Consider the following 15,448-nt stretch of genomic DNA (forward strand, 5'->3'; position numbering starts at 1 on the left):
CGGCCCGGCCGACACGAAACGCCCCGACACGAAGGAGTCCGTGATGGACACGACGCTGCACCCCGCGGTGACGGCGCTGCTCCACACCCCGACGACAGCGCGGCTGCGCCCCCTGTTCGAAGGCAACAACATCAGCTACGCCATCGGCTTCAAGCACATCAACTACGTCGCCGAAGCGGCCGTGCTGGACCACTTCCGGCAGGCCGGACTGTCCGTGGGAGACCTCTACCGGCGTTTCGGGCTCGGCTTCGACGTGGTCGACATCCGCTCCCGGCTCGGCGCGCTGCTCGCCGTGGACGACGAGGTCGAGGCGGTCGTCACGCCCCGCACCAAGGAGGACGCCGACCGCTTCCGGTTCCGCGTCGAGCAGTTCGTCCAGCGCGACGGCCGCCGGGTGCGCTGCGCCGACTCCACCGTCGTGGTGGCGCTGCGCGTCGACGGCCACATCGCGTCCGAGGAGCCCTGCCCAGCCGGTCTGGAACGGTTCACCACCGCCCGCCTCGGCGAGGGCGAGCGCCTGGAACTCGCCGCGACACCCGTGCCGTACGGCGGTCTCACCGCGGGCCGCGGCACCACCGCCGACCCGGTCCTGAGCGAACTCATCGGCGAGACCAACGCGTTCGGCTGGCGCTGGCGCGTCGGCTACTTCTACTGCCACTACAACGAGCGCGTGCAGATGTCCGGCTTCCTGCGGATCATGGAGGAGGTCGAGGACCTCTTCCTCGCCGACCGCGGCCTGGCCATCAAGAAGGTCCTGGACACCCGCGGCTGGATCCCCGTGGTCACCCAGTCCCGCGTCGAGATCCTCGACGAGACGGTGATGGAGGAGGAGCTGTACACCGTCTACACGGTCGAGAACATCTTCAAGACGCTGCTCTACACCACCCGCATGGACTGCTACGTCCTGCGCGACGGGGTGCTGGTGAAGACCGCCACCGGCACCATCACCCACGGCTACCTCCAGGAGGTCGCGCCCAACCGGTGGGAGATGGCCGAGTTCGACGAGGCCACCGTCAGCGCCCTCACCACGCCCCGCAAGGCGGCGTCATGACCGCCGCGGCCACCGGACGACCGGTGATCACCGGCTGGTCGGCGGTCTCCCCGCACGGCATCGGCGCCGAGTCGTTCGCCGAGGGACTGCACGCCCGGCGGTCCACCGCCCAGCCCGTGGACACCGTGCGCTGGAACGTGCCCGCCGGCCGCGCCCACCTCGTGCCCGGCTTCGAGGTCCGCCAGGTGCTCGGCAAGAAGGGCACCCGCTCCATGGACCGGGTCACCGGCCTGGCCGTGACCGCCGTCGGCTCCCTGCTCGACCAGCCGGGCGCCCGGCGTGAGAGGGAGACCGGTGAGCGGGCCGCCCTGGTGCTCGCCACCACCACCGGCAGCGCCGCCAGCATGATGGACTTCACCCGCAGTTCCCTGGAGGGCGACCAGCCCTACGACGTCGACCCGGCCGTGATGCCCAACGCAGTGATGAACTGCGCGGCCGGCCAGTGCGCCATCTGGTACGGCATCAAGGGCCCCAACACCACGCTGGCCGGCGGGCGGGCGGCCGGTCTGCTCGCCCTCAACTACGCCACCCGTCTGCTGGCCACCGGTCGCGCGGACAGCGTGCTCTGCGGCTCCGCCGAGGAGTACTCGCACGCCCGGTACTGGCTGGAGCGGCACAGCCGGGGCGCCGAGGCCCCCGACGTCGTCCTCGGCGAGGGCGCGGCCGTCCTGCTGGTCCAGTCGGCCGAGGCCGCCACTCCCGAACGGCCCGCCCTCGCCGAGGTGCTGGCGGTCCGGTCCCGGGTGGCCACCGGCGGCCGGGTCCGCACGGTGCTGGAGGACTGCGTGCGCTCCGCGCTGGAGGCGGCCGGGACCGATCCGGGCCAGGTGTGGGCCGCGGTGCCCAGCGACGCGCCCGGACTCCTCGGCCACCTGGAACGCGAGACCCTCTCCGCGGTCTGCGGGGACGAGGCGCTGCGGCGGGTGCCGGCCGTCGGCCGGATCGGCGATCTGGCCGCCGCCAGCGCCCAGTTCCAGATCGCCGCGCTGCTCGCCGTCGCCGCCCGGAACCCGGCGGCGGCCGGCCGGGTCGCCCTGGTGACGTCCGCGGACCGCGACGGCTCCCTGGTCTGCGCGGTACTCCGGACGGCGGACCCCCGATGACGGCGGCGACGGGCACGACGCCCCCACCCGCTCCGGCCGGCGCCGCCACGGCGGGCACCGCAAGCCCGGTGGCCGCCGCGGTCCGGATCGAGTCCCGCACCGAGGACGGGCTCCCGGCCACGGCGAGCGTCGAGATCCTCGCCGGCGAGCCGGTGTTCGCCGGTCACTACCCGGACTTCCCCATCTTCCCCGGCGTCTGCGTCCTCGAATGCGTCCGCCGGGCCGCCGCCGACGCCGCCCCCGGCCCCCTCACGGCCGTGGAGTCGGCCCGTTTCGCCGCGCCCGTCCTGCCCGGCGACACCCTCACCCTCACCCTCACCTGGCGTACGGCAGACACCAGCTGGCGCTGCGACGCGGTCGCCGCCACCGCACGCGGCCGGGCGGCCCGGGTCAGACTGCGCTTCGCCGCGCCGGGAGGCACCCGATGAACACCGCCCAGGTGGCCGAGGTGCTCCCGCACCGCTACCCCATGCTCCTGGTGGACCGGGTCACCGAACTGATCCCCGGCCGGTGCATCCGCACGCTGAAGGCCGTCACCGTCAACGAGCCCTGGTACGCCGGCGCGCCCGCCGGAGCCGAGTATCCGCAGGCCCTGCTCATCGAGTCCTGGGGACAGTCGGCGGGGCTGCTCGCCCTGGACGGGGAGGGCGCGCCCGCGGGACAGGTGATGCTGTTCGGCTCGGTGGCCGACGCCGAGTTCCACCGCCCCGTCTTCCCCGGCGACCTCCTGGAGCACCGGGTCCGCGTCCAGCGGGCCCTGACCGACTCGGTGGTCTTCGAGGGAAGCAGCCACCGCGGCGACGACACCGTGCTGACCGTATCCCGCATGGTGATGGCCTTCCGGCCGCCCGAGGCGCTGCGTCCCGCGACCACCCCCGCCCCCCTGACCAGCACAACCGGAGAAGAGGCCCGACGATGACCGAACCAAGGCCCGTGGCCCTGATCAGCGGGGGCTCCAGAGGCATCGGCCGGGCCGTGGTGCTCAGGCTCGCGGCGGACGGCTACGACGTCAGCTTCTGCTACCACAGCAGCCAGGAGGCCGCCGAGGTCCTCGCCAAGGAGGCCGAGTCCCTCGGCGCCCGCGCACTGCACCAGCGCGTCGACGTCGCCGACCCCGCCGCCGTACGCGACTGGGTCGCCCGCACCGAGACGGACCTCGGCCCCCTGGAGACCGCCGTCACCTCGGCCGGCATCACCCGCGACAAGGCCCTCGTGATGATGTCCGACGACGACTGGCGGTCGGTGCTCGCCACCAACCTCGACGGCGTCTTCCACGTCTGCCGCGCGGCCGCCTTCCCGATGATGAAGCGGCGCCGCGGCTCGCTCGTGAACATCTCCTCCGTGGCCGGCGTGTACGGCAACGCCACCCAGACCAACTACGCCGCCTCCAAGGCCGGGATCATCGGCCTCTCCAAGTCCCTCGCCAAGGAGGTCGGCCGCTACGGCATCCGCGTCAACGTGGCGGCCCCCGGCTTCGTGGACACCGACATGGTGGCCGCCGTGCCGGAGCGGCTGCGTGCGGAGGCGCTCGCGGGGGTGGCGCTCGGCCGGATGGGCACCGCCGACGAGGTGGCCGAACTCGTGTCCTTCCTCGCCGGGCCGCGCGCCGCCTACATGACGGGGTCCGTGGTCCAGATCGACGGGGGGATAGCACTGTGAGCACGACGAGAGGGCGCAAGAAGCACCCCAGGTGGTACTTCTCGCTGCGCAGCCCCTACTCCTGGTTCGCCTACCGGGACCTCACCGAGAAGTACCCGGACGTCCTCGACCGCATCGAGTGGATCCCCTACTGGGAGCCCGACGAGGAGTCCACCCGGCTGCTCGCCGACGCGGGCGTGACGCTGCCGGTGATGCCCATGCACCGCACCAAGAACTTCTACATCCTGCGGGACGCCCGCCGCTGGGCGCACGCCCGCGGCTGGCAGGTGACCTGGCCGGTGGACCGAGCACCGCACTGGGAGGTCTCCCACCTCGCCTACCTCGCGGCCGAGGAACAGGGCCAGGGCCGGCGCTTCGTGGAGCTGGCCTACCGGGCCCGCTGGACGCTGGGCCTGGACCTGGCGGAGCGCGAGACCATCGCCGCCATCGCCCGCGAACTCGGCCTCGACCCGGCGCTCGCCGACTCCGTCGACGACCCGGACCTGCGCATCAAGGGCGTGGAGTGCCTGATCGCCGCCTACCACGACGACGCCTTCGGCGTGCCGTTCTTCGTCCATGGGCGTGAGCCGTTCTGGGGCGCCGAGCGGGTGGGCGCCTTCGTGGCCGCCGTACGCGGCGAGAACTGGGACGGCGTGAGCGACGCCCCGTTCGACGCGCTGCCCCACCAGGCCGCATCGGACAGCGGCCGCACGGCCTGACAGGAGTGAGCGATGACCACCACCGCAACCCCCCAGCGCGTCGTCCCCCGCTGGGTCCTCCCGGTCCCCGGCGCGGAGCGCGCCGGCTGGGCCGAGCTGACCCGTCCCGTCCCGCCGCGACTGGCCGCCCGGGTCCGGCTGCTGGCCCGGCGCACCGGCGTGGGCTGGGAGTGCGCACTGCTTGCCGCGCACACCGCCGTGCTGAGCGCCCTGAGCGGCGAACGCGCCCTCCTCACCGGCTGGACGCCGCCGTCCGGCGGCCCGGCGGCCGCCCGCGCCGTCGCCCTCGACGGCGAGACCTGGCGCGAGTTGCTCACCGCCTCCGCCCGCACCGACGGCGACCTTGCCGACGGCCCCTTCGAGACGGTCCTCGACCTCGGCCCGGCCGGCCCCGGCGAACCGCCCGCCGGCGCCGTCCTGGTCACCGGCGTACGCGTCGGCGGCGACGGCCCCGAACTGCTGCTGCGCCACCGCGCCGACGTCCTGGACGCCGAGGCGGCCGACCGCGTCGCCGGGTACTACCTGGCCGCGCTGACCGCGCTGGCCGTGACCCCCGACGCGCCCGCCCGCGCGCGCAGCCTGCTGTCCGACGCCGAGCGCCACCACCAGATCCACGGACTGGGCGGCCCGCGGAGGGAGTTGCCCGACCGGCGGTTCCACGAGCTGTTCGAGGAGCAGGCCGCACGGCGGCCCGCGGACGTGGCCGCCGTGCACGCCGGCCGCAGCTGGACCTACGCGGAGCTGAACGCCCGCGCCAACCGGATCGCCCACGCGGTCCTGGCCCGCGACCTCGGCCCCGAGGCCGTCGTCGCCGTCGTCACCGAGCGCACCCTCGACTGGCTCGCCTGCGTCATCGGCGTGCTCAAGGCCGGCGCCGCCTATCTGCCGGTCGAGCCGCACGCCCCGGCCGACCGGATGGCCCGCACCCTGGCCCGCAGCGGCTGCCGTCTGGTGCTCACCGAGGAAGGCGGCCCGGAGTGGCCGGCCGGGATCGCGCCGCCCGGCGCCGAAGTCCTCACGACGGCCGCCGCCCGAGCCGAGGGCCGCCCCGGGACGAACCCCGGCGTCGCCGTCGGCCCGGACCGGCTCGCCTACCTGTACTTCACCTCCGGCTCCACCGGCGAACCCAAGGGCGCCATGTGCGAGCACGCCGGGTTCCTCAACCACCTCCTCGCCAAGATCGAGGACCAGGGGATCGGCGCCGGACAGGTCGTCGCGCAGACCGCCCCGCAGTCCTTCGACATCTCCTTGTGGCAGCTGCTGGCCGCCCTCGTCGTGGGCGGCTCCACCCTGATCGTCGAACAGGAGGCGATCCTCGACGTCGACCGCTGCCTCGACACCGTCGAGCAGGGCGGCGTCGCGGTCTGGCAGGTCGTCCCGTCGTACCTGGAGGTGGTGCTCAGCCGCCTGGAGGAACGGCCCCGTGAACTGCCCGCCCTGCGCCGGGTCTCGGTGACGGGCGAGGCGCTGAAGAAGGAACTCGCCGTCCGCTGGTTCGCGCGTTTCCCGCACGTCCCCCTGATGAACGCCTACGGCCTGACCGAGACCAGCGACGACACCAACCACGAGGTCATGACCGCCGTACCCGTGTGGGACTCCGTCCCGCTCGGCCGGCCCGTCCGCAACGTCGACGTGTACGTCGTCGACGACCGGCTGCGCCCGGTGCCCCTCGGCGCCCCGGGGGAGATCGTCTTCTCCGGGGTCTGCGTGGGCCGCGGCTACGTCAACGACCCCGAGCGCACCGCCCAGGCCTTCACCGAGGACCCGCACCGGCCGGGCCGGCGGCTCTACCGTTCGGGCGACTTCGGCCGCTGGCTGCCCGGCGGCACCCTGGAGTTCCTCGGCCGCCGCGACGCCCAGGTCAAGATCCGCGGGTTCCGCATCGAGATCGGCGAGATCGAGAACCAGCTGCTGCGGCTGCCCGGTGTCCGCGACGGCGCCGTCGTCGTCGCCGACCTGCCCGACCGGGGCCGTCACCTCGTCGCCTTCCAGTGCGGGTCGGCGCAGCCCTCGGACGCCCTGCGCGAGCGGCTGGCGCCGACCCTGCCCTCGTACATGGTGCCGAGCCGTGTCGAACCCCTCGACGCCCTGCCGCTCACCCCCAACGGCAAGACGGACAGACGCGCCCTGCGCGAGCTGGCCGCCGACCTCCTGGCCCGGCAGGACCGGTGGGACGCGGCGGACCGGGAGGCGCCGCGGACCGACACCGAACGCCGGCTCGCCGCCGCCTGGGCCGAGGTCCTCTCCCTGCCCGTGGAGCGGATCGGGCGCGCCGACGGCTTCTTCGACCTGGGCGGCACCTCCCTGTCCGCGGTCCGGCTCGTCGTCCGTATGGACCGCGCCTTCACCCTGCGGGACATGACCCGCCGCCCGGCCCTCGCGGACCTGGCCGCCTTCCTCGACGACCCGCGGCACGCGGCCACCGGCGAGTTGGGCGCCGCCACCGCGGACCGGGCCGGCGCCGCGGCCGGCCTCACCGCCCCCGCCGCCGCGCCCCGCACCGCGGTGGACGCCGAACCCTTCCCGGTGGTGCGCACCGAGGGCCGCCCCGCGGTCCTCTCGCTCGACGGGCCCGCACCGGCCGACCCGGCGGCCTGGGCCGCCGAACACGTCGGGCGGCTGCGCGCGACGGTCGCCGAGCACGGGGCGCTCCTCGTCCGCGGCCTCGGTCTCGCCGACCCGGACACCGTCGGCCGGGTCGGCCGCGCCCTGCTGCACGAGGTGATGACCGAACGCGAGGGCTTCGCACCGCGCCGACGCCTCGCCGACGGCGTCCACTCCTCCTCGGAGTGGCCCGTCGACCAGCCCATGTGCATGCACCACGAACTCAGTTACGCCCGCGAGGTCCCCGGCACCCTGCTCTTCGCCTGCCTCACCGCGCCCGAGTCGGGCGGCGCCACCGGGGTCAGCGACTCCGCCGAGGTGCTCGCCGCGCTCCCGCCCGAGCTGGTGGCCCGCTTCGAGACCGAGGGCTGGCTGGTCGAGCGCAACTACACGGAGACCGTCGGCGTCGGCCTCGCCGCCGCCTTCGGCACCGACGACCGCGCGGCCGTGGCGGCCTACTGCGCGGACCGGGGCATCGAGTGCCGCTGGCAGCCCGGCGGGGACCTGCGCACCCGGCAGCGCGCCGCCGCCGTCCTCACCCACCCGGTCACCGGCCGCCGCGGCTGGTTCAACCAGATCGCCTTCCTCAACGAATGGACCCTCGACCCGGTCATCCGCGAGTACCTCACCTTCGAGTTCGGCGCCGACGGACTGCCGTTCAACAGCCGCTACGGCGCCGGCGACCGCCTCGACGAGGACACGGTCCTCACCATCAACGGCGTCTACGAGAAGCACACGCTCCGCGAGCCGTGGCGGGACGGCGACCTCCTGATCGTCGACAACCTGCGGATGGCGCACAGCCGTGAGCCGTACGAGGGGGAGCGGCGGATCGCCGTCGTCCTCGGCGACCCCGTGACCGTCCCCGCGCACCCCTGAGCGCCGGCCCGCCCACCGTTCCCGGCCGGGCGCGCCCGCGGCGCCCGGCCCCACCACTCACCGATGGAGCAACCATGTCCCCCCAGCCGATCGTGCCCCCGTTCGCCGTCATCACCGGCACACAGGTGGCCGACGTGCTCACGGGCGGCGAGAAGCAGGTCGTCGACCTGGTCGACCAGGTCTACCGGCTGCACGGCCGGGGCGATTCGGTCAACCCGCCCTCGTACTTCCTGCGCTTCCCCGACCGCCCGAACGCCCGCATCATCGCCCTGCCGGCCTCGGTCGGCGGCGACCGGCCCACCGACGGCCTGAAGTGGATCTCCAGCTTCCCGGACAACGTCGCCGCCGGCATCCCGCGGGCGTCGGCGGTCCTCATCCTCAACGACCCGGCGACCGGCTACCCGATCGCGTGCCTGGAGAGTTCCATCATCAGCGCCTCCCGGACCGCCGCGTCCGCCGCGCTCGCCGCCGACCGCCTCAGCCGGGGCCGCCGGCCGCGCCGGGTCGGCTTCATCGGCGCCGGACTGATCGGCCGCTACGTCCACCGCTACCTGGAGGCGACCGGCTGGACCTTCGACGCACTCGGCGTCCACGACCTCTCGCCGCGGCACGCGGGCGCGTTCGCCGACTACCTCGCCGGCCGCCCCGGCGACGCCCCCGTCGTGGTGCACGAGTCCGCCGAACGACTCGTCCGCGACAGCGACCTCGTCGTCCTGGCCACCGTCGCCCCCCGCCCCCATCTGCACGACCCCGCCTGGTTCGCGCACAACCCGCTGGTCCTCAACGTCTCGCTGCGCGACCTCGCCCCCGAGATCCTGCTCGCCTCCGCCAACGTCCTCGACGACGTGGAGCACTGCCTGAAGGCCGACACCTCTCCCCACCTGGCCGAACAGCTCACCGGCGGGCGGGACTTCATCGACGGCACGCTCTTCGACGTCCTGGAGGGCCGGCTCGAACTGCCCGACGACCGGCCCGTCGTCTTCTCGCCGTTCGGCCTCGGCGTGCTCGACCTCGCGCTCGGCCGGCACGTACACGACACCCTGCGCGACAGCGGCCGGCTCCAGACCGTCGAGGGCTTCTTCCACGAGCTGGACCGCTACGGCCGTCCGACGCCCGACGGAACCCGGTGATCACGTGACGGTCGTCACCGCTCCCTACGAGATCAACGCCGACGACGTCTTCGTCGACCTCGAGCCCGTCTTCGGCGTCCCCCTCCACGTCAAGTACGAAGGGCTCAACCTCGCCGGCTCCGTCAAGCTCAAGGCCGCCCTGGAGATGGTCCTCGCCGCCGAACGCGACGGCGTCCTCGTCCCCGGCGCCGTGCTCGTGGAGTCCTCCTCGGGCAACCTCGGCGTGGCCCTCGCCATGATCGCCGCCCACCGGGGGTACGGCTTCGTCTGCGTCACCGACTCCCGCTGCAACCCGGCGACCCGGCGGCTGATGGAGTCCTTCGGCGCCCGGGTCCTCGTCATCTCCAGACCGGACAAGGAGCGCGGCCTGCTGGGCGCCCGCATCGACTACGTGCAGCGCCTGGTCGACTTCGACCCCAACTACGTCTGGCTCAACCAGTACGTCAACCCGCACAACTGGCTGGCGCACTACCGCAGCACCGCCCCCGCCATCGCCGCCCAGTTCCCCGGACTCGACGTCCTGTTCGTCGGCGCCGGCACCACCGGGACCCTGATGGGCTGCGCCCGCTACTTCCGCGAGCGCGAGCGGCCGGTGCGCATCGTCGCGGTCGACAGCATCGGCTCGGTCACCTTCGGCGGCCCTGCCGCCGCCCGGCACATCCCCGGCCTCGGCGCGGGCGTCCGGCCCCGGCTGCTCGACGACCGGCTCGTCGACGAGGTCGTGATGGTGCCCGAGCGGGACACCCTGGAGAGCTGCCACGCCATGGCCCGCCAGGGCTTCCTCTTCGGCGGCTCCACCGGGACCGTGGTCAGCGGCGCGCTGCGCTGGCTGGCCGGCCGGCCCCGCGGCGAACGACTCACCGCGGTCGCCCTCTCCCCGGACCAGGGCGACCGCTACCTCGACACGGTCTACGACCCCGCATGGGTGCAGCGGCACTTCGGCGCCCCGCACACCTGGGACGCGGCGGGCCCGGAGAAGGAACTGGAACCGGCCGTCGGCGCAGGCTGAGCCGGTGTGCGCCCTCGTCAGACAAGGAACCCACGCCATGCACAAGCCAGTCGTACTGATCGCCGAGGAACTGTCCCCCGCCACCGTGGACGCCCTCGGCCCCGACTTCGAGATCCGGTACTGCGCGGGCGCCGACCGCGCCGCGCTGCTCGCCGCCCTGCCCGGCGTCGACGCGGTCCTGGTGCGCAGCGCCACCCGGATGGACGCGCACGCCATCGCGGCGGGCGACCGGCTGAAGGTGATCGGCCGGGCCGGGGTGGGCCTGGACAACGTGGACGTGACCGCGGCGTCCCGGGCGGGCGTGATGGTCGTCAACGCCCCCGCCTCCAACATCGTCAGCGCCGCCGAGCTGACCGTCGGCCTGCTGCTCGCCGTCGCCCGCAACATCCCCCAGGCCGACGCCGCGCTCAGGGGCGGACAGTGGCAGCGCGGCCGCTTCACGGGCGTCGAACTCGCCGACAAGACGCTGGGCATCCTCGGCCTGGGCCGCATCGGCTCCCTGGTGGCCCGCCGGATGGCCGCGTTCGGGATGCGGCTGCTCGCCCACGACCCGTACGTGCCGGCCGCGAGCGCCGAACGGGCCGGGGCGCGGATGGTCGGCCTGGACGAACTGCTGGAGAGTTCCGACTTCCTGACGGTGCACCTGCCCAGAACACCGGAGACGACGGGCCTCATCGGCTTCGACGCCCTGCAGCGGGTGCGGCCCGGTGTCCGCGTCGTCAACGCGGCCCGCGGCGGCATCGTCGACGAGGCGGAGCTGTACGCGGCGCTCAAGGAGGGCCGGGTCGCGGCCGCCGGCATCGACGTCTTCGAGACCGAGCCCTGCCTCTCCTCACCGCTGTTCGAACTGGACAACGTGGTCGTCACCCCGCACCTGGGGGCGGGCACCGGGGAGGCGCAGGAGCGTGCCGGGGTGTCGGTCGCCCGCTCGGTGCGTCAGGCGCTGTCCGGCAGGTTCGTCCCGGAAGCGGTGAACGTGCGGCTCGGCGAGGTGGACGCCGAGCTGGACCCCTGGCTGGACCTGACCGAACACCTGGGCGGACTGTTCACCGCCACCGCCGGGCGACTGCCCGCCCGGCTGCGGGTGACCGTGCGGGGCGAGATCACCCGCCACGACGTCACGGCCCTGCGGCTCGCCGCGGTCAAGGGCGTCCTCGCCTCCGTCGTCGAGGGCGGTGTGGCGTACGTCAACGCCGCCCTGCACGCCGACGAACGCGGCCTGGAGACCGAGCTGGTGACCGCCGCCGACAGCGCCGAGCACCGCAGCCTGGTGCGGATCGAGGGCACCCTGCCCTCCGGCGAGCCGGTCTCCGTCTCCGGGACCCTGACCGGGCACCGGTCGGGCCGGCGCCTGGTGGAGATCGGCGGCCACGAGACCGACGTACCCCTCACCGGCCCGCTCGCCTTCCTCCTCGCGCCCGACGGGCCCGACCTCATCACCCGGCTGGGCCAGACGCTCGCTGCCGCCGGCGCCCGCGTGGACGCCCTGCGGCTGGCCCGCCGTGCCGACGGCGCCGGCCCCGCCCTCGTCGCCCTGTCCCTCGGTGCGCCGCTCGACCCGGCCGTCCTCCACGACGCCGCCGTCCGCGTCGACGCCCTCCGAGCCTGGAGCCTGGAGCCGGCCGGATGACGGCGCACGACTGGCTGATGGAGCAACTGGAGAGCGGACAGGCCCGGTTCCGCGTCATCGACCATCCCCCGGAGGGCCACACCGAACGCGCCAGCCGGCTGCGGGAGCACGCCCTCGCCCAGGCCGCCAAGTGCCTGGTGGTACGGGTGGCGACCGGCCGCCGCTCCCGACGGTACGTGCTGGCCGTGGTGCCGGGCGACCGCCGGGTGGACCTCGAGGGCCTGTGCGGCATGTACGGTGGATCGGAGGCCGCGTTCGCGGCCCGTGACGTCGCCGAGCGGCTGGCGGGCAGCGTCAGCGGTTCGGTCATGCCCTTCGCCCGCCATCCGGATCTGGAACTGGTCGTGGACCCGGACCTGCTGGTGCACGACGAGATCTTCTTCAACGCCGCCCGGCTCGACCGGTCGGTGGCCCTGGACACCGCGGACTACCTGGCGCTCGCCCGCCCCCGGGTGGAGCCCATCGCCCAGCACAGCCCGCCCCGGCGCACCGCAGGGCGCGCCGCGACAGCGAGAAGGAAGACAGGATGAGCCTCCACAGCGGCCCCTCCGCACCGTCCGTGGCCGCGGACCGGTGGTTCAGGCGTTACGCCCGCACGCCCACCCCCCGGCGCCGGCTGCTGGTGCTGCCGCACGCCGGAGGATCGGCGAGCTTCTTCCACGCCTGGGGCACCGCCTTCGACGACGACACCGAGGTCCTGGTCGCCCGCTACCCCGGCCGGCACGACCGGCTCACCGATGTCTGCATCGACCGCATGGAGGAACTCACCGAGCGGGTCACCGAGGCGCTGCTGCCGTTCCTCGACGTGCCCGTGACGCTGTTCGGCCACAGCATGGGCGCCTCCCTCGCCTACGAGGTGGCGCTGCGGCTGACCCACGGGCACGGGGTGAGTCCGACGGCGCTGCACGTCTCCAGCCGCAAGGCGCCGCACCGGCTCACCCCGCGCCCGCTGCACGAGGCGGGCGACGAGGCGCTGATCGCGGAGGTCCTCCGGCTCGGGGGCACCGACGAGGCGCTGCTGGCCGACCCGGACCTGCGGGAGATCGTGCTGCCCGCGATCCGCGCCGACTTCACCGTCGTCGGCACCTACGGCCCGCGCGCCGCCGACCCCGTCGACTGCCCCGTCCACGCGTACATCGGCGACCGGGACCCGTCCATCACCGTCCAGGACATGTCCGCCTGGGCCGATGTGGCCCCCCGCGGCTTCAGCCTGGACGTGTTCGACGGCGGCCACTTCTACCTGACGGAGCGGCAGAAGCTGCTGACGGACGCGGTGGGCCGCCGGACGACCGGTCACGACGGCGCGGCGTGACCACGGGGCCGTCCCCGCACCTCGCCCGCGTCCCCGTCGCCGCCGGTTGCCCGGTACCGGCGAATTGGCAACAAGTTGCCGTGCGGCCGGAACACGCTTGACAGTCGTCGCGGCGGCGCGGATAGGGTTTCCGTGAACAACAGGCGAAAAGGGCTGTGTTGAGTGCGGAATCCGACCGGCCGGACGGGGGTGACGAAACAGTGGGGACCCAGACGGGAACGGGCCGGGAATCCGGTGCGCTGATCGCCGGACTGGCGCACGGATTCATGGCGTCACAGGTGTTACGCGCCGCGGCCCGGCTCTCCCTGGCCGAGCTCCTGAGCGACCGGGCTCTCACCTCGGCCGAACTGTCCGAGGAGTGCGGCACCCACCCGCAGGCCACGCACCGGCTGTGCCGCGCGCTGGTGGCGCTGGGTCTCCTGGCCGAGGAGGGAGCCGGCCGCTTCACCCTGACGGAGGCCGGAGCGCTGCTGCGCACCGACCGCCCCGACTCCCTGCACGCACTGGTGTGCATGCTCACCGACCCGACCACTGTGGCGGCCTGGCAGGGACTCGAGGAAAGCGTCCGGAGCGGCGAGCCGCATTTTTCCAAGGAATTCGGCCAGGAATTCTTCGACTATCTCGGAACCCAGCCGCACTTGTCGGCGCAGTTCAATGCAGCGATGAGCCAGAACACCCGCAGAATGGCGGGACTGGTCGCCCGGCACCACGATTTCGGGCAGTACGGCACCGTGGTCGACATAGGGGGCGGCGACGGCACGCTCCTGGCCGAGGTACTCCGCGCCCACCCGTCCGTGAAGGGGATACTGTTCGACGTTCCCGCGGCGCTGGCGGACGCCGCCCGCACCTTCGAGGACGCGCGGATCGGCGCGCGCGGCGTACTGGAGCCCGGGGACTTCTTCACCGCCGTCACACCCGGCGGGGACCTGTACGTCCTCAAGAGCGTCCTCCACGACTGGAACGACGAGCAGTGCCTGACCATCCTCCGGCACTGCCGGCAAGCCATGACCGACACCGGACGGCTGCTCGTCGTGGAGCGGGTGCTGCCCGATCGCGCCACCGAGGGCGAGGACGACCTCATGTTCCTCAGCGACCTCAACATGATGGTGAAGGTCGGCGGCAGGGAACGCACGCGCGCCGACTTCGACGCCCTGCTGAGCGAGGCGGGCTTCCGGCTCCGCGGCATCACCCCGCTGCCGCGTCCCCAGCAGTTCTCCCTGGTCGAGGCCGAGGCGGCGCCACTGACCGGCGACGTCCCGGTGGCCCGCGGCGGGGCCAGGACGCCGGATCACGCGCCGGCCGCGGGTTAGGGGCCGGGCCGTGACACCACCTCGGACGCGTCCGCGCGTCGGCCACGTCGACTTCCTCGACTGCGCCCCGCTCTACTGGGGGCTCGCCCGCACCGGGGCGCTGGTCGGCATGGAGCTGACACAGGACACCCCCGAGCGGCTGAGCGATCTGCTGGTCGCGGGGCGGCTCGACGTGGGCCCGGTCTCCCTCGTGGAGTTCCTGCGCCACGCCGACGACCTGGTGCCGCTTCCCGACCTGGCGATCGGCTGCGACGGACCGGTGATGTCCTGCCAGATCGTCGCCCGGGGACCGCTGGAGGGCCTCGACGGCCGCAGCGTCGCCCTGGGCTCCACCTCGCGTACGTCCGTGCGCCTGGCCCGGCTGCTCCTGGGCCGCCACGGCGTCCGGCCCGCGTACCACAGCTGCCGACCGGATCCGGAGCGGATGTTCAAGGACGCCGACGCGGCGGTCGTCATCGGGGACGTCGGTCTCGCGGCCTGCGCGGGCCGCCTCCCGGAGGAGGGGCTGGAGGTCCACGACCTGGGCGCGCTGTGGAAGGAGTGGACCGGGCTGCCGTTCGTGTTCGCGGTGTGGGCCGCCCGCCGTGACTACCACCAGCGTTGTCCGGAACTGGTGGACGAGGTGCACGCCGTGCTGGTGGAGGCCCGGCGGCTGGCCCTGGGACACCTGGACGACATCGCCGCACAGGTGTCCCAGTGGGCCCCGTTCGAGGCGCCCTTCCTGGCGCGGTACTTCCGCACGCTCGACTACGGCCTGCGCCGCCGCCACCTGGACGGGATGACCGCGTTCGCCGAGCGCATCGGGGCGGGCGCCGGACACCGGTGGCCGGCCGTGCCGGACTGAGCGGGACCGCCGAGAGGCCGCCGGCGGCACGGGCGTGCGCCGCGCCGGGACGCCGTCACGCCCGGACACGTCGTTTCCATGATGAACGAACGGTGCCTTCGTGCCCGTGGAAGAGGAGGTCGTCGGCCATGGACGTCGGGCTCAAGCGCGAGCTGGAGGAGAAGGTCCGTTCCGGTGAGCGGCTGTCGCGTGAGGACGGCGTCGCGCTGTACGAGTCGGACG

14 protein-coding genes are annotated in these 15,448 nt (G+C 73.9%); all 14 read left to right on the plus strand.

Annotated elements, in window-relative coordinates; genetic code table 11:
• Nucleotides 1-43 precede the first annotated feature (43 nt).
• Nucleotides 44-1,051 carry a hypothetical protein gene (locus AB0N63_RS35000; protein ID WP_365535830.1) on the plus strand — a complete coding sequence of 336 codons (1,008 nt, stop codon included), beginning with the start codon at nucleotides 44-46 and terminating at the stop codon, nucleotides 1,049-1,051.
• Nucleotides 1,048-2,154 (plus strand): beta-ketoacyl synthase N-terminal-like domain-containing protein, encoded by a 1,107-nt coding sequence (locus tag AB0N63_RS35005; protein ID WP_365535833.1) that lies wholly within the window; start codon nucleotides 1,048-1,050, stop codon nucleotides 2,152-2,154. The genes AB0N63_RS35000 and AB0N63_RS35005 overlap by 4 nt, the downstream gene beginning before the upstream one ends.
• Complete coding sequence (locus AB0N63_RS35010; RefSeq protein ID WP_365535835.1) at nucleotides 2,151-2,582, plus strand: hypothetical protein; 432 nt, start codon at nucleotides 2,151-2,153, stop codon at nucleotides 2,580-2,582. The genes AB0N63_RS35005 and AB0N63_RS35010 overlap by 4 nt, the downstream gene beginning before the upstream one ends.
• Nucleotides 2,579-3,073 carry a 3-hydroxyacyl-ACP dehydratase FabZ family protein gene (locus tag AB0N63_RS35015; protein WP_365535837.1) on the plus strand — a complete coding sequence of 165 codons (495 nt, stop codon included), beginning with the start codon at nucleotides 2,579-2,581 and terminating at the stop codon, nucleotides 3,071-3,073. The genes AB0N63_RS35010 and AB0N63_RS35015 overlap by 4 nt, the downstream gene beginning before the upstream one ends.
• Complete coding sequence (fabG, locus tag AB0N63_RS35020) at nucleotides 3,070-3,813, plus strand: 3-oxoacyl-ACP reductase FabG (protein WP_365535839.1); 744 nt, start codon at nucleotides 3,070-3,072, stop codon at nucleotides 3,811-3,813. Before AB0N63_RS35015 ends, fabG begins: the two co-directional genes overlap by 4 nt.
• Nucleotides 3,810-4,511: a DsbA family protein gene (locus tag AB0N63_RS35025; protein WP_365535842.1), complete on the plus strand. Its 702-nt coding sequence runs from the start codon at nucleotides 3,810-3,812 to the stop codon at nucleotides 4,509-4,511. The genes fabG and AB0N63_RS35025 overlap by 4 nt, the downstream gene beginning before the upstream one ends.
• Nucleotides 4,512-4,523: 12 nt before the next feature.
• Nucleotides 4,524-7,991, plus strand: a complete 3,468-nt coding sequence (locus AB0N63_RS35030; protein WP_365535844.1) for an amino acid adenylation domain-containing protein — start codon at nucleotides 4,524-4,526, stop codon at nucleotides 7,989-7,991.
• A gap of 74 nt (nucleotides 7,992-8,065) precedes the next feature.
• Nucleotides 8,066-9,121, plus strand: coding sequence for a 2,3-diaminopropionate biosynthesis protein SbnB (gene sbnB / locus AB0N63_RS35035; RefSeq protein WP_365535846.1), 1,056 nt, complete (start codon nucleotides 8,066-8,068; stop codon nucleotides 9,119-9,121).
• 4 nt (nucleotides 9,122-9,125) lie between these two features.
• Nucleotides 9,126-10,130: a 2,3-diaminopropionate biosynthesis protein SbnA gene (sbnA, locus tag AB0N63_RS35040; RefSeq protein ID WP_365535849.1), complete on the plus strand. Its 1,005-nt coding sequence runs from the start codon at nucleotides 9,126-9,128 to the stop codon at nucleotides 10,128-10,130.
• 37 nt (nucleotides 10,131-10,167) lie between these two features.
• A complete protein-coding gene (gene serA, locus AB0N63_RS35045) occupies nucleotides 10,168-11,760 on the plus strand; it encodes a phosphoglycerate dehydrogenase (protein WP_365535851.1) in 1,593 nt (530 codons plus the stop codon).
• Nucleotides 11,757-12,290 carry a YbaK/EbsC family protein gene (locus AB0N63_RS35050; protein ID WP_365535853.1) on the plus strand — a complete coding sequence of 178 codons (534 nt, stop codon included), beginning with the start codon at nucleotides 11,757-11,759 and terminating at the stop codon, nucleotides 12,288-12,290. The genes serA and AB0N63_RS35050 overlap by 4 nt, the downstream gene beginning before the upstream one ends.
• Nucleotides 12,287-13,072 carry an alpha/beta fold hydrolase gene (locus AB0N63_RS35055; RefSeq protein WP_365535855.1) on the plus strand — a complete coding sequence of 262 codons (786 nt, stop codon included), beginning with the start codon at nucleotides 12,287-12,289 and terminating at the stop codon, nucleotides 13,070-13,072. Before AB0N63_RS35050 ends, AB0N63_RS35055 begins: the two co-directional genes overlap by 4 nt.
• 200 nt (nucleotides 13,073-13,272) lie before the next feature.
• Nucleotides 13,273-14,382, plus strand: coding sequence for a methyltransferase (locus AB0N63_RS35060; RefSeq protein WP_365535858.1), 1,110 nt, complete (start codon nucleotides 13,273-13,275; stop codon nucleotides 14,380-14,382).
• 10 nt (nucleotides 14,383-14,392) lie between these two features.
• Nucleotides 14,393-15,226 (plus strand): menaquinone biosynthesis protein, encoded by an 834-nt coding sequence (locus AB0N63_RS35065; RefSeq protein WP_365535860.1) that lies wholly within the window; start codon nucleotides 14,393-14,395, stop codon nucleotides 15,224-15,226.
• Nucleotides 15,227-15,448: the final 222 nt, after the last annotated feature.

The sequence above is a fragment of the Streptomyces sp. NPDC093260 genome (assembly GCF_040683715.1).
Taxonomy (GTDB): Bacteria; Actinomycetota; Actinomycetes; order Streptomycetales; family Streptomycetaceae; genus Streptomyces; species Streptomyces sennicomposti.

What these genes read in the sequence shown, in the direction of transcription:
- AB0N63_RS35000 (WP_365535830.1), top strand. Translation starts at nt 44, where the DNA reads ATGGACACGACGCTGCACCCCGCGGTGACGGCGCTGCTCCACACCCCG.
- AB0N63_RS35005 (WP_365535833.1), top strand. Translation starts at nt 1,048, where the DNA reads ATGACCGCCGCGGCCACCGGACGACCGGTGATCACCGGCTGGTCGGCG.
- AB0N63_RS35010 (WP_365535835.1), top strand. Translation starts at nt 2,151, where the DNA reads ATGACGGCGGCGACGGGCACGACGCCCCCACCCGCTCCGGCCGGCGCC.
- AB0N63_RS35015 (WP_365535837.1), top strand. Translation starts at nt 2,579, where the DNA reads ATGAACACCGCCCAGGTGGCCGAGGTGCTCCCGCACCGCTACCCCATG.
- fabG (WP_365535839.1), top strand. Translation starts at nt 3,070, where the DNA reads ATGACCGAACCAAGGCCCGTGGCCCTGATCAGCGGGGGCTCCAGAGGC.
- AB0N63_RS35030 (WP_365535844.1), top strand. Translation starts at nt 4,524, where the DNA reads ATGACCACCACCGCAACCCCCCAGCGCGTCGTCCCCCGCTGGGTCCTC.
- sbnB (WP_365535846.1), top strand. Translation starts at nt 8,066, where the DNA reads ATGTCCCCCCAGCCGATCGTGCCCCCGTTCGCCGTCATCACCGGCACA.
- serA (WP_365535851.1), top strand. Translation starts at nt 10,168, where the DNA reads ATGCACAAGCCAGTCGTACTGATCGCCGAGGAACTGTCCCCCGCCACC.
- AB0N63_RS35050 (WP_365535853.1), top strand. Translation starts at nt 11,757, where the DNA reads ATGACGGCGCACGACTGGCTGATGGAGCAACTGGAGAGCGGACAGGCC.
- AB0N63_RS35055 (WP_365535855.1), top strand. Translation starts at nt 12,287, where the DNA reads ATGAGCCTCCACAGCGGCCCCTCCGCACCGTCCGTGGCCGCGGACCGG.